Below are 13,052 nucleotides of genomic sequence, written 5' to 3'. Positions count from 1 at the left end.
GGCGCCCGGTCGCTGCGTCGACGTCGCCGGCCGCCCCGGTCCGTGCGGATCTGTGCTGATCCGTGCGGACCGGACCGCGCGGGGGGATCAGCCGAGCACGTTCTCGCAGGCGGGCAGGGCCTTGGCCGCGGCCAGGATGTCGTCCGGCACCTGCACCCGGGCACCGGCATCGAGGGCAGCGGTCGCCTCGCCCTCGACGGCGTCGACCGCGTCGCGCAGGTCCTGCTCGGACGTGACGGTCAGGGCCGCGATGGTCTGCGAGCCCCGCCCGTAGACGTCGGCCAGCGTCTGGAACCGGCCGACGGACGACTGCTTCAACGTGTCCGCGCCGGAGAAGGTCGGCGCCTCGGTCTGCTCCAGGATCACCACCGAGTCAGCGGCGCTGCCCGCGATGTCGGCGTAGGCCTGGGCGATGGTCAGCTGCGCCTCCTCCAGCGACTGCCCAGCGGTGCTGGGGCTGGCGTACTGGCCGGCGTCCAGCGTGGCCTGGCAGAAGGTGGTGAACCAGGCCTCGGTCTGGGCGTCCAGGACCCCGCTCGGGTCGTCGCTGGTGGAGTCCTCCGTGCCGTCCTCGCTCGAGGTGCTGTCGTCGCTGGAGCTGTCCTCCGACGACGACTCACTCGACCGGGACGAGGTGGAGGACTGCGAGCTGCTGGACCGGCTGGACGACGTGCTCGTCCGGCTCGACTCCTCACTCGAGGAGGAACTGGTGCTCACCCCGTTCGGGTCGACCTGGGCCGTCCCGCCGGTGGTCGATCCGCAGCCGGCCAGCACCAGGCCCGCGGCCAGCACCGCCGCCACGGTCCTGACGCGGGCGGTCCCCCACGTGGTCGATCGCCCGGTCGATCGCATGGTCGATCGCATCGTCTGTTCTCCGTTCGGGGTGCTGATCCGGCCGTGCAGGTGCCGCCCCAGTGTGGGCGACGGTCGACCGGTCGTCGCGGTCGACCCGCGGGGCATCGCCCGGTCGGGCGCGGTGTGGACCCGCGCCCGACCGGGTGATGGAGGCGTCAGCCGAAGATGGGCTCACAGGCGGGCAGCTCACCGATCGCCGACCGCAGCGTCGCCGGAACATCGAAGTCGGTGATGGTGGAACCAGCCTGCTCCATGGTCTGTCCGAACTCGGTGAACTTCTGCTGGGCAGCCGCCGGGTCGTTGACGTCGATCTGCGGAATCTCAGCACCGAACCTCTGGAACTCGGTTCCGATCGTGCGCATGGCGTCGACGCCGCTCTGGGCGAGCGCTTCGCCGTTCTCGAAGGTGGGCGGCGGGGTGTCGGCCAGCGTGTCACCCGTGTTCACCAGGCCGTCGCCGGTCTGGGTCAGGATCTGACCGAGCTGAGCCAGAGCCTGCTGCCGTGCCTCCGGCGTGTCGGACGCGCCGCTGGTGATGGTGGTGACCTGGTCGGGGATCTCGGCGATCGGGGCCAGGCCGTCGCAGGCCGTCTCGAACCAGGCCGCCGACTGGGCGTCCAGCTCGGTGGTGTCCCCGCCCGCGGTCTGGGCCGCGCTGCTCGAGGACGACGACGCGGAGCCGCTCGAGCTCGTCGACGGGGCGCTGCTGGACGCCTCCGAGGAGGAGCTCGAGCTCGACGGGGCCGAGTTCGACGAGGCGGGCGCCGGGTCGTCGGAGCCACACCCCGCCAGCACCAAGGTGCCCGCGGTGAGCAGGCCGGCCAACATCGTGGTCGTGCGCTTCATGGGGAAGCCGTTCCCTTCGGTCCGTCGGCGCCCGCTCCGGTGCAGGGTCGGCCCGCAGGGAGTACGCCGGACGCCGGGCCGATCCTCCCCCACTTCCCGTCGTCGCTCCGCAGATCCTTCACCCGGTCGAGGTCACGAATCGGTCATGATCGTCGCCCGGGCGCCCCCGTCGGCTCAGCCGAGTCGGCCTGCAGCGTCGACGCTCGCCGCCGGGACACCACCACGGCCGCCACGATGATGGCCACGGCGGCCAGCGAGATCAGGATCCGCACGGCGTCGTTCGCCGAGTCACCGACGGTCAGCACGATGACGGCCGGCGCGATCAGCACCGAGACCAGGTTCATCACCTTGATGAGCGGATTGATGGCCGGGCCGGCCGTGTCCTTGAACGGGTCGCCGACCGTGTCGCCGATGACCGTGGCGGCGTGGGCGTCCGAGCCCTTGCCGCCGTACTTCCCGTCCTCGACGATCTTCTTGGCGTTGTCCCAGGCACCGCCGGAGTTGGCCAGGAAGACGGCCATCAGGGTGCCGGTGGCGATGGCGCCGGCCAGGTATCCGGCCAGCGGCCCGACGCCGAGGCCGAACCCGACGGCGATCGGTGCGAAGACGGCCAGCAGACCGGGCGTGGCCAGCTCTCGCAGCGAGTCGCGGGTGACGATGTCGACCACCCGGCCGTACTCCGGACGGTTGGTGCCCTCCATGATCCCGGGGATCTCGCGGAACTGGCGGCGCACCTCCTGGACCACCGCGCCGGCGGCCCGGGAGACGGCGTTCACGGCCAGGCCGGAGAACAGGAACACCACGGCCGCGCCCAGGATGACGCCGACCAGCGTGCCGGGCTGGACCACGTTGGCCACGAAGAAGCCGGTGCCGACATCGACGAAGTCGCCGGCATCGTCGAGCAGGCCGCCGGTCAGTCCGGACAGCTCACCCAGCGCCGAGCTGATCGCCTTGCCGATCGCATCCGAGTAGCTGCCGAACAGCGCGGTCGCCGCCAACACGGCGGTGGCGATGGCGATGCCCTTGGTGATGGCCTTCGTGGTGTTGCCGACCGCGTCCAGCTCGGTGAGGATCCGCGCGCCCTCCTCGCTGACCTCGCCGCTCATCTCGGCCACCCCCTGGGCGTTGTCCGAGACGGGGCCGAAGGTGTCCATGGCGACGATGACGCCGACCGTGGTGAGCAGACCGCATCCGGCCAGCGCGATCATGAACAGCCCGACGATCAGCGACCCGGCCAGCAGGTACGCCCCGAAGACGGCTGCCGCGATGACCAACGCCGTGTACACGGCGGACTCGAAGCCGATCGAGATGCCGGACAGGATGACGGTGGCCGGACCGGTCAGCGAGGTGCGGGCCACGTCCTGGGTGGGCTCGGTCTCGGTGCCGGTGAAGTACCCGGTCAGCCAGAGGATCACGGCGGCCAGCACGATGCCGATGAGCACGGCCAGGAAGGCGATGAGCGCCGGGTTGCCCGGCTCACCCGGCAACCCCAGGGCGGCGAAGTCACCGGGCAGGTAGACGAAGGAGGCGACGGCCGACGCCACGGCCGAGACCGCCGCCGACAGGATGAACGACCGGTTGATGGTGCGCAGGCCGTTCTCCCCCGGCCGGGCCTTGTTCAGGAAGATGCCGAGCATCGCGGTCAGCACCCCGATGGCCGGCACGATCAGCGGGAAGATCAGCCCCTTGGCCCCGAAGGCCGCGCTGCCCAGGATGAGCGAGGCGACCAGCACCACCGCGTACGACTCGAACAGGTCCGCGGCCATGCCGGCGCAGTCGCCCACGTTGTCGCCGACGTTGTCGGCGATGGTGGCCGCGTTCCGTGGATCGTCCTCCGGGATGCCCTGTTCGACCTTGCCGACCAGGTCCGCGCCCACGTCGGCCGCCTTGGTGAAGATGCCACCGCCGACGCGCATGAACATGGCGAGCATGGCGGCGCCGAAGCCGAAGCCCTCGAGCACCTTCGGCGCCTCACCGACGTACACCAGCACCACGAACGAGGCGCCGAGCAGGCCGAGGCCGGTGGTGGCCAACCCGACCGTGCCACCGGTGCGGAACGCGATCTGCATCGCCTTCTCGCGTCCCTCGGTGGTCGCGGCGGCGGCCACCCGCACGTTGGCCCGGGTGGCCAGCCACATGCCCAGGTACCCGATGAACGCGGAGAACCCGGCGCCGACCAGGAAGAACAGCGACCGGCCGATGCGTTCGCCGACGGTGTCCGCGGGCAGCACGAAGAGCAACCCGAACACGATGACGACGAAGATGGCCAGGGTCCGGAACTGACGGCCCAGGTACGCCGTCGCTCCCTCCTGCACCGCCTCGGAGATCTCCCGCATCCGCGGTGTGCCCTGGCCGGCGGCCAGGACCCCGGCTCGCAGCACGAAGGCGATCACCAGGGCGACGAGGGCGACGACGCCGACGGCGATCACGATCGCGCGGTCACCGCCGCTCAGGACCAGTTCGGAGGGGATGACGTCCATGGCTCCCGTTCCAGTGCACGCGGCACCGGCCCGAACAGTCGCGGACCGGCGCTGGTCGACAACGAAGGACGTCACGCCGGGCGGAGGTCGGGTGGTGCCCTGGCCCGGCATGGGACCGTGGGCATCGACCGGTGCGGCGTGACGGGAACACCGACTCTCGGGCCGCGACCACGCGCTCGGTGATCATGACCCGGGTCACATTCGAACATGAACCGGCGTGTCCGGCGAGGCAACCCGCCGTTGGTGTTGCAGTCCGGCAGAATTCCCGGGTGCCGCCCGCCGATCTCATCGACCCCGGAACCGGGCGTGACCTGGTCCCGGTGATCATGGCGGCCTGTGGGACCGGCTCGTCGGACGGCCCCGTCACCCACCTCCGACGGCTGCCGCACCGGGACGGACAGCGCACGGACTGGCCGGCCTGGGTCCCGGCCGAGCTGCGCGCCGCGTTGATCGACCGCGGGATCGAACGGCCCTGGACGCACCAGGCCGAGGCGGCCGACCTGGCCCACACCGGGCACGACGTCATGCTGGCCACCGGGACGGCCTCCGGGAAGTCGCTGGCCTACCAGCTGCCCGGGCTCACCGCCCTGCTGACCGATCCCAAGGCGTGCGTGCTGCACCTGTCCCCGACCAAGGCCCTGGCCGCGGACCAACTCGCCTCGCTCACCCAGACGGCGGCCGCGATGCGGTCGGACGGCTCCCGCCGGGGTGCCCTGGCGGCCCTGCGGCCCGCCGCGTACGACGGCGACACCTCGATGTCGGACCGCGACTGGGCGCGTGAGCACGGCCGCTGGATCCTGACCAATCCGGACATGCTGCACCGCGGCCTGCTGCCCCAGCACGCCCGCTGGGCGCGGGTGCTCCGCAACCTGCGGTTCGTGGTGGTCGACGAGTGCCACGCCTACCGGGGGGTGTTCGGCTCGCACGTCGCGCTGGTGCTGCGCCGGTTGCGACGGATCGCCGCCCGGTACGGCTCCGAACCGGTGTTCGTGCTGGCCTCGGCGACGACGGCGGAGCCGGCGGTGACCGCCCAGCGGCTCACCGGCCGCCCGGCCCACCCCGTGGTGCAGGACGGCGCTCCCCGCGCCGAGACCGACTTCGTGCTCTGGGAGCCGGCCGTGCTGCACGACGCCGCCGGCGAGCACGGCGCCCCGGTGCGGCGGTCCGCCCCGGCCGAGGCGGCGCGGATGCTGGCCGACCTGGTCGGCGAGGACGTCCGCACCCTGACCTTCGTCCGCTCCCGGGCGGGCGCCGAGCAGACCGCCCTGGCCGCCCGCCGTCGGCTGGCCGAGTCCGATCCCGACCGGGCCGACCGGATCACCGCGTACCGCGGCGGTTACCTCCCCGAGGACCGTCGCGCCCTGGAACGGTCGCTGGACTCCGGGCAGATGCTGGGAGTGGCCTCCACGAACGCGCTCGAACTCGGCGTCGACATCACCGGGCTGGACGCGGCCGTCCTGGCCGGCTACCCGGGCACGCTGGCCTCGGTCTGGCAGCAGGCCGGACGGGCCGGACGCCGGACCGAGCGACGCAGTGACGAACCCCGCCCGCTCGTGGTCTTCGTGGCCCGGGACGACCCGCTGGACGCCTACCTCGTCCGCCACCCGGAGCGGGTCTTCGGCCATCCGGTCGAGGCGTCGGTGATCGATCCGACCAACCCGTGCGTGCTGGGACCGCACCTGGCCTGCGCGGCCGCCGAACTGCACCTGACCGAGCCGGACCTCGAGCTGTTCGGCGGCCCCGGGGTGGCCGCCGTCCTCGACGAGCTCGTCGACCGGCGGGTGCTGCGCCGCCGGCCGCACGGCTGGTTCACCGTCGACCCCGGCAGTCCCGCCGGTGACGTCGACCTGCGCGGCAGCGGCGCCCAGATCGCGGTGGTCGAGGCCGAGACCGGCCGGATGCTCGGCACGGTGGACGCCGGCCGGGCGCCGGCCACCGTGCACCCGGGTGCCGTGCACCTGCACCGCGGGCAGACCTACCAGGTCCTGGACCTCGACCTGGACGGCGGCGTGGCGCTGGTCGAACCGACCACGGTCGAGTGGACCACCGTGGCCCGGTCCACCTCGACGGTGCAGCTGACCGGCGAGCACGCGGTGCAGATGCTGCCCGGCGGGATCCGGGCGGGATCCGGGCCGGTCTGCGTCACCGGGCAGGTCGTGGGCTATCTGCGCCGGCGACCGGGTGGGGAGGTCATCGACGCGCACGAGCTGGACATGCCCGAGCACGTGCTGAGCACCCGCGCCGTCTGGTACTCGATCCCCGAGCACCGGCTGGCCGCGGCCGGGATCTCGCCGGTCGACGTGGGTGGCGCCCTGCACGCCGCCGAGCACGCCGCCATCGGCCTGTTGCCCCTGTTCGCCGGATGCGACCGCTGGGACATCGGCGGGCTGTCCACCGACCTGCACCCGGACACCGGCGAACCGACGGTCATCGTCTACGACGGCTACGCCGGCGGCGCCGGCTTCGCCGACCGCGGTCACCAGGTGATGACCGACTGGCTCACCGCCGTCCGTGATCTGGTCGCCGACTGCGCCTGTGCGCAGGGGTGCCCGTCCTGCGTGCAGTCGCCCAAGTGCGGCAACGGCAACTCCCCGCTGGACAAGCACGCTGCCGTGAGGGTCCTGACGCTCATGGTCGAGGCGTTGCGCGCGGCCGACGAAGTGCCCACGGCCGAGGACCCTCGCCCGATCCCGGGTCCCGGGGACGCGGGGCAGGCACACCCCGGCCCGGCACCGGGGATCGAGGCCGCCTGAGCTCGACCGCCCGGATCCCGCCGGCGCGGCGGGGCCGGTCACGGGCCGGGTCACGGGTCGGCCGACGACGAGCCGTCCGGCGGCAGGCTGCCGACGGCGACAGCCGGTCCCGCCCGGGCCCGGCCGACGGCGGTGCCGCCGACCGGACCCAGCTGCAGCGGCACGGCCGTCTCGACGAGCAGGTCCAGACCGCGGGCGCGGCAGGACTCCACCCTGGCGTCGTTGGCCACGGCGACCCGGACCGCGGCCTGACACGCCCGGTCCGCACCACCGACCAACGCCGCCGCTCCGGCCAGGGCGGCCAGGTCGGCCGCCCGCTCCGCCCGTTGCCGGGCGCCGGTCGCCGCAGCGAGCAGTACGACCGTCGACGCCACCACCACCAGGATCGCCACCGCCACACCGGCGAGGACGGTGACGGACCCGCGGTCCGGCGTCCGCGGCCCCGCGTGCGCGGCGCCGTGCCCTCCGGTCATGACCGGACCCCGTCCGCTTCCCGGGCCACGATCGCGCGGCCGTAGACGTCCGGCAGCAACCCGCGCAACGGTCCCGCGGTGACCTGGACGGTGAGCAGGTCACCGTCGCCGCTGACCTGCAGCCGCGACCCGGGCGGGGCGAGCCGGTCGACCGCGGACCGGGCCCCGTCGTCGTCGCCGCGGGCCGAGAGCCGGGCCGCCTCGCGAGCGGCGTCCTGCACCCGCAGCGACGTGCTCATCACCGCGAGCCCGGACAGGCACGCGGTGAACACCAGGACCACGGCGACCATGGCCAGTGCGGCCTCCACCGTGACACTGCCACCGTCAGCGAGGGTTCCGGACCGCCCGCCGCCGCCGACGAGCGGCTCGATACGCGTCTCGGTACCGGTCGCCCACGCCGGACGGACCACGACCCCCGTGCGGGGTCCGTGGCCCCGGCCTCCGGGATCCATGCCGCGCCGGATCAGAACGCCGAGGACAGCGCGCCGTTGATCAGATCGGTGAGTCCGGACACCACCGAGTCACCCGTGACGATGCGGTAGAGCACGGCCGCGAACGCCGCAGCGACCACGGTGCCCACCGCGTACTCGACCGTGCTCATGCCGGCGTCCCGCGCGTCCGGGGCGACGCCGACCGCGACCGCGGTCCGGCCCGCATCGGGCTCGACGGCGGTCGGATCCGGTCCGTCGAGCGGAGCGTCGATCGGCGGTCGGGTCGGCAGGTCGATGGTCGTCATGGCTGGGTCTCCTCCGGGGCGTGGTGGGACCGGGTCGCGGTGACCCGGCGAGAACATGTGCACCATCGGGCATCTCGCCCAGGTACGACAGTGCCCACGGCCTTGCATGTGGACAACTCCGGCATGTGGACAAGTCGGCCGGATCACGGCAGTTGCAGTTGGTCGAGCAGCCCCAGGACCACCGGAGCCAGCCCGAGACAACCGAACGCCGGCAGGAAGCACAGGGTCAGCGGCAGCGTCACCAGGACGCCCGCTCGCGCGTCCCTTCGCCGTCCCCGCGCGCCGTCCCGACGCTCGAGATCGTCGGCGTGCATCCGCAGCGCATCGGCCAGGGCGACTCCCGAGACCGCCGACCGGCGGGCCGCTGCCGCGATCGGTGCCACCAGCGGATCGTCATCGGCCAGCCGCCAGGCCTGCTCCGGGTCGACGCCCAGGCTGAGCATCGACTCCACCGCGGCGAGGGTGCTGTCCGGGCCGGCGGCGGGACGGGGCTGGCTCGGCCCGGCGCGGGGCGGCGGCAACGCCCGCCGGACCGAGCCCAGCCCGGTGGCCAGGTCGAGACCGCCGGCCACGCACTCGGCGAGCAGGCCGGACGTCGCGGCGACCCACCGTCCGGCGGCCGGGTCGACCGGCCTGCGGGACGACGAACGACGTGTCACCACCACCAACCCGGCGCCGACCGCGAGCCAGATCCACCACCAGGCCGGCGACACCGCCACGCCGGCCGTCACCAGCACTCCCGGTGCCAACCACGGTCGCAGCGGATGTGCTGACGACCGCGCCGACCGAGCGCTCGGCGATCGCGGGGACCCCCCGGGGGGCCACAGCACGACGGCGCCGGCCAGCAGCATCAGCACTGCCGGAGTGCTCATCGCGGGCGACCGGACAGAGCGGCCGTCCACAACAGCCCAGCGGCCGTGAGGGCCGTCCCGGTCACCAGTGCGACATTGCCGAGGCCGGTGCCCAGCAGCACGTGCACCGGATCCACGCCCATGCCGGTGCCCAGCACCAGGCCGAGCAGCGGCAGCGCGGCGAGCAGGTGACCGGACAGCCGGGCGCCGGATCCCTCGGCGGCGCGCCGTTCGTCGGCCTCGGCGGTGCGGGTGAGCTGGTCCACCACGGACTGCACGACGGTGGCCAGGGACAGCCCGTGGCGATGGGCCAACGACCATCCGGCGGCCAGCAGGTCCAGACCCTGTGCGACGTCCGACGGGACCCGGACCGGTCCGCGATCCGGATCCGTCCGGGACGTGCGCGCGGCTCGACGGATGCCGTCGGCCACCGTCGGCGTGGCAGCGTCCGCCGCCAGCTGCACCGCCCGCTCCGGGGCGGCTCCGGCCCGCAGTTCCGCGGCCAACTGGCGGGTCGCAGCGAGCAGCTCCGCGCTCAGCCGGCGATGCCGGCGGCGGCGGAGGGCAGTGCGCACCAGGACCGCTGCGGTCGCGGCCGCGACGACCGTCGTGGCGGCCAGGGCCGGCCCGGCGCGGCCGACGAGCACCACCGTGACGACCACAGCGGCGCCGATCGCGCCGGCCCGGCCCACCGCGGTCGGCAGCGGAGCTTGCCACCGGCGTCGCCCCGGACCCGGCCATCGAGGCCCGGACCACCGCCTGGGCGCGGGCCAGAGCAGCACCGCGACGCCGAGGGCCGCCAGGACGGCGACCGACGGCGGCAGCCCTGCCGCGCTCACCGCCGTCCGCCGTCGACCCGGTCCACGCCCACCGCCGGGACCTCGACGCCCCGATCGGTCAGCAGTTCGACCAGCCGGGGCCAGCCCGGCCCGCCCGGGACGCCGTCGCGCGCCGCGGACTCCACCACCACCCGCCCGGACCCGTCGCGGGCCAGGACCGCGATCTCGGCGAGCCATCGGTGACCTGCCGACCGCCGCACGTGCAGGACCACCTGCACCGCCGCCGCGAGCTGGGCCTGGCACGCGGCCCGGGACAGACCGGCCGGGATGGCCAGCGCCTCGACGCGATCCGGGACGTCGGCGGCCGTGTTGGCGTGCACCGTCCCGGCGCCGCCGTCGTGGCCGGTGTTCAACGCGGCCAGCAACTCGACCACCTCGCCGCCGCGGACCTCGCCGACGATCAGCCGGTCCGGCCGCATCCGCAGCGCCTGACGCACCAGGTCGCGCAGGGTCACCGCGCCGGCGCCCTCGACGTTGGCCGGTCGGGCCACCAACCGGACCACGTGCGGATGGGGCGGGCGGAGTTCCTCGGCGTCCTCGACCACCACGATGCGTTCGCCCGGCGGCAGGGCGCCGATCAGCGCTCCCAGCAACGTGGTCTTGCCCGACCCGGTCCCGCCGCTGACCAGCGTGGCCAGCCGCGCCTGCAGCACGGCCCGGAGCAACGTCAGGCCGACCCCGGGGAGGAATCCACGCTGCTGCAACGCGGCCAGGTCGTGGCGGACCGGCCGCAGCACCCGCAACGACAGGCAGGTGCCCGACACCGCCACCGGTGCGAGTACCGCGTGCACGCGGGTGCCGTCCGCCATCCGGGCGTCGACCCAGGGATGGGCGTCGTCCAGCCGCCGACCCGCGGCGACGGCCAGCCGTCGGGCCAGCCGTTGCACGGCGGCGTCGTCGGCCAGCCGGATCCCGCTGTCCTCCCACCCGGCGCCCCGGTCGACCAGCACCTGGTCGGGGCCGTTGATCACCACGTCGGTGGTCTCGGGGTCGGCGAGCAGCTCGGCGACCGGACCGGCGCCCACCAGCTCGGTGCGCATCACCTTGATCAGGTGCGCCAGTTCCGCGTCACCGACCACCCCGGGCAGCTCGCGGCGCAGCGCCCGGGCCAGGGCCGCCGGGGACACCGGCGCTCCGCCGGCCCCCTCGGTGACCAGCCGCCGCGCCACCCGGTCGACGACCGCGTCGGCCAGGGGTCCGGTCCGCGACGCACCGGATCCGACGTGCGGCGGGACCGTCGTCACGGCTGGGCCGTCCCGTCGCCGACCAGCATCTGGACCAGCGCCCGGGCCACCCGGCCCAGCGGCGCCCCGGGATCGGCGCCGGGCAGTCGCGCGTGGTCCAGGTCGCGACCCAGCAGGGGCAGCGCGCGGATGGTGCCGAGCAGCGGCAGCCCGAGCGCGTCGACGACCTCCGATGCGGTGATGCTGCCGGGAGCCGGTCCGCGCACCACCACCCCGGCCCGGTCGGTGGCCCGCTGCAGGCGCGGCAGCAGCCGCCGTGCCGCGTAGGTGGCCCGGACGTCGGACGGCACCATCAGCACCACCAGGTCAGCCAGGGCCAGCACCCGCTCCCCGGCCGGGTCCTCGCACCGGGGGACGTCCACCACCGTCACACCCCCGGTCCGGCGGCCCGCGGCCAGGACGGCGGCGACCGCGTCGGGGTCCACCGGCACCGGGCGGTCCCGATCCGGGCACAGCACCGGCAGGCGGTCCCGGCCGACCACGGCCGCCGGCACCGCTGCGCGGATCGCCGAGGTCGACACGGTCCCGTGCGTCACCCGGATGTCGTCCCAGCGGAGGCCGGACGCCGACTCCACTCCGGTGAGCACGTCCAGCCCGGCGCCGCCCGGGTCGCAGTCGACCAGCAGGGTCGGCCAGCGCTCCCGGACCGATGCCACCGCGATCGCCACGGCGAGGACGGACGCTCCCGCGCCGCCGCAGCCACCGATCACCGCGACCGTGCGTCCGTCGCCGCTGCCGGGCCGGGCCGACTCGGCGAACAGGGTGAGCAGCTGCTGGTCGGCCCGGGCGCCGGTGTCCAGCTCGATCACCTGCTCGACCCCGAGTTGCAGACAGTGGTGCCACTGCTGGTCGTCCGGCGGCTGGGCGGCCACGGCGATCACCGCGGGCCGGCGGGGCAGACCTGCGGCGACCATCCGTCCGGCGGCCGCGGCGTCGACGAACACCACCGGCGCCGCGCGCCAGGTGGCCGGCGTTCCCGGCGCCGTCTGGTGGTCGACGTCCACACCGGCGGCCGCGGCCACCCGGAGCAGGTCGTCGAGCACCAGCTCGTCGTCGGTGACGATCAGCGGGCGTGGACCGGCCGCACTGGCATCTGGTCCGTCCGGCCGCGCCGGTCCGCGCGGTCCACTGGCGGTCCCGTCGTCATCGAGCACTGTCCCTCCCACCGGGAAGGCCTTCCGGCCGCGGCCCACCGTGGGCTCACCGCCATCGGACCGGCAGCGGGACGGAGATGGCCACGGGCCAGGGCACCATGTGGACAGCCGGCAGCCATGGGGACAACCGGCGATCCGGCCGGCACGTGGAAGCATCCGAAGCCCGGAACCACACGGGCGGCGAGCGGAGGAAGAAAAGGCGCGGCCCCCGCCAGGGGGGAGGGCGGGGGCCGCGGGGGTTCAGCTCCGGGGGGTTGAGCTGAACCGGAGGTCGGTTCCGGGGGGGTGGAAACCGACCTACTCACTGTAGCGCCGACCAGGGTCGTTCGTCATCAACCAGGACGGCGGCGCGGCGCTGTCACCGGCTCCGATCAACGGTCGGTGACCCATTCGGGTCGTTCGACGGGCCGTTGCATCTCGGACGGGTGATCCGTCTCCCGGTCGGGTGTTCGTCGATCACTGCCCACACATCCCCGGTCCCCCGGCCGGTGACGTGTGGCCGCCGACCATCGGTCGACGGGCCGTCGAGGGCGCTCGGCGACGGCCGTCGCGACCCGCACACCCACCCGGGATGCCCGCGCCGGTCGCCCCGGATGATCATCGCCGCAGCTCAGCGACGGTGTCACCAGCGGCGATCCGGTGGCCTCCGGTCCGCGGACAGCACCGCGGACCGCTTCCGGGCATCCCCGTCGGAGCCGGCCGCTCCGGACGCGTGGTGGCGCGATCGGCGCCGGGGCGGGACGACCGGGGCGTCGTCGCGGACTGTTCCGGGCGTTGCCGCTGGGTCGACACGCGTCCGGTGACGCCTCGGCCATGGTGATG

11 protein-coding genes are annotated in these 13,052 nt (G+C 74.4%); 1 reads left to right on the top strand and 10 read right to left on the bottom strand.

Going from position 1 to position 13,052, the window contains the following annotated elements; genetic code table 11:
• Nucleotides 1-87: 87 nt before the first annotated feature.
• The 3 genes from JL106_RS08980 to JL106_RS08970 all read right to left on the bottom strand — a co-directional run bounded on the left by JL106_RS08980 (nt 88) and on the right by JL106_RS08970 (nt 4,180).
• Nucleotides 88-792 (bottom strand): hypothetical protein, encoded by a 705-nt coding sequence (locus tag JL106_RS08980; RefSeq protein WP_205260346.1) that lies wholly within the window; start codon nt 790-792, stop codon nt 88-90.
• A 218-nt stretch (nt 793-1,010) separates the two neighbouring features.
• A complete protein-coding gene (locus JL106_RS08975) occupies nt 1,011-1,700 on the bottom strand; it encodes a hypothetical protein (protein ID WP_205260345.1) in 690 nt (229 codons plus the stop codon).
• A 143-nt stretch (nt 1,701-1,843) separates the two neighbouring features.
• Entirely contained in the window at nt 1,844-4,180 is a 2,337-nt protein-coding gene (locus JL106_RS08970) for a sodium-translocating pyrophosphatase (protein ID WP_205260344.1), read from the bottom strand.
• 326 nt (nt 4,181-4,506) lie between these two features.
• On the opposite strand from JL106_RS08970, the gene JL106_RS08965 reads away from it, so the two are divergent.
• Nucleotides 4,507-6,933, top strand: a complete 2,427-nt coding sequence (locus JL106_RS08965) for a DEAD/DEAH box helicase (protein ID WP_205260461.1) — start codon at nt 4,507-4,509, stop codon at nt 6,931-6,933.
• 50 nt (nt 6,934-6,983) lie between these two features.
• Here the strand turns inward: JL106_RS08965 and JL106_RS08960 are convergent, their stop codons facing one another.
• The 7 genes from JL106_RS08960 to ssd form a co-directional block, all read right to left on the bottom strand.
• Nucleotides 6,984-7,406, bottom strand: a complete 423-nt coding sequence (locus JL106_RS08960; RefSeq protein WP_205260343.1) for an Rv3654c family TadE-like protein — start codon at nt 7,404-7,406, stop codon at nt 6,984-6,986.
• Entirely contained in the window at nt 7,403-7,714 is a 312-nt protein-coding gene (locus tag JL106_RS21575) for a TadE family type IV pilus minor pilin (protein WP_328841850.1), read from the bottom strand. The genes JL106_RS08960 and JL106_RS21575 overlap by 4 nt, the downstream gene beginning before the upstream one ends.
• 155 nt (nt 7,715-7,869) lie before the next feature.
• Nucleotides 7,870-8,109, bottom strand: coding sequence for a DUF4244 domain-containing protein (locus JL106_RS08950; protein ID WP_407940132.1), 240 nt, complete (start codon nt 8,107-8,109; stop codon nt 7,870-7,872).
• A gap of 176 nt (nt 8,110-8,285) precedes the next feature.
• Nucleotides 8,286-8,873 carry a type II secretion system F family protein gene (locus JL106_RS08945; RefSeq protein WP_205260340.1) on the bottom strand — a complete coding sequence of 196 codons (588 nt, stop codon included), beginning with the start codon at nt 8,871-8,873 and terminating at the stop codon, nt 8,286-8,288.
• Nucleotides 8,874-9,010: 137 nt separating this feature from the next.
• On the bottom strand, nt 9,011-9,832 hold the full coding sequence (locus JL106_RS08940; RefSeq protein ID WP_205260339.1) for a type II secretion system F family protein: 822 nt from the start codon (nt 9,830-9,832) through the stop codon (nt 9,011-9,013).
• The gene (locus JL106_RS08935; protein WP_328841847.1) at nt 9,829-11,076 is read right to left on the bottom strand and encodes a TadA family conjugal transfer-associated ATPase; all 1,248 of its coding nucleotides are present in this window, start codon (nt 11,074-11,076) and stop codon (nt 9,829-9,831) included. Before JL106_RS08935 ends, JL106_RS08940 begins: the two co-directional genes overlap by 4 nt.
• On the bottom strand, nt 11,073-12,230 hold the full coding sequence (ssd, locus tag JL106_RS08930) for a septum site-determining protein Ssd (protein ID WP_205260338.1): 1,158 nt from the start codon (nt 12,228-12,230) through the stop codon (nt 11,073-11,075). The genes JL106_RS08935 and ssd overlap by 4 nt, the downstream gene beginning before the upstream one ends.
• Nucleotides 12,231-13,052: the final 822 nt, after the last annotated feature.

It is taken from the genome of Nakamurella leprariae (assembly GCF_016918035.1).
Classification (GTDB): Bacteria; Actinomycetota; Actinomycetes; order Mycobacteriales; family Nakamurellaceae; genus Nakamurella; species Nakamurella leprariae.
Note: the sequence above shows the minus strand (reverse complement) of the source record. Positions and strands in the feature narration are given on the sequence as shown.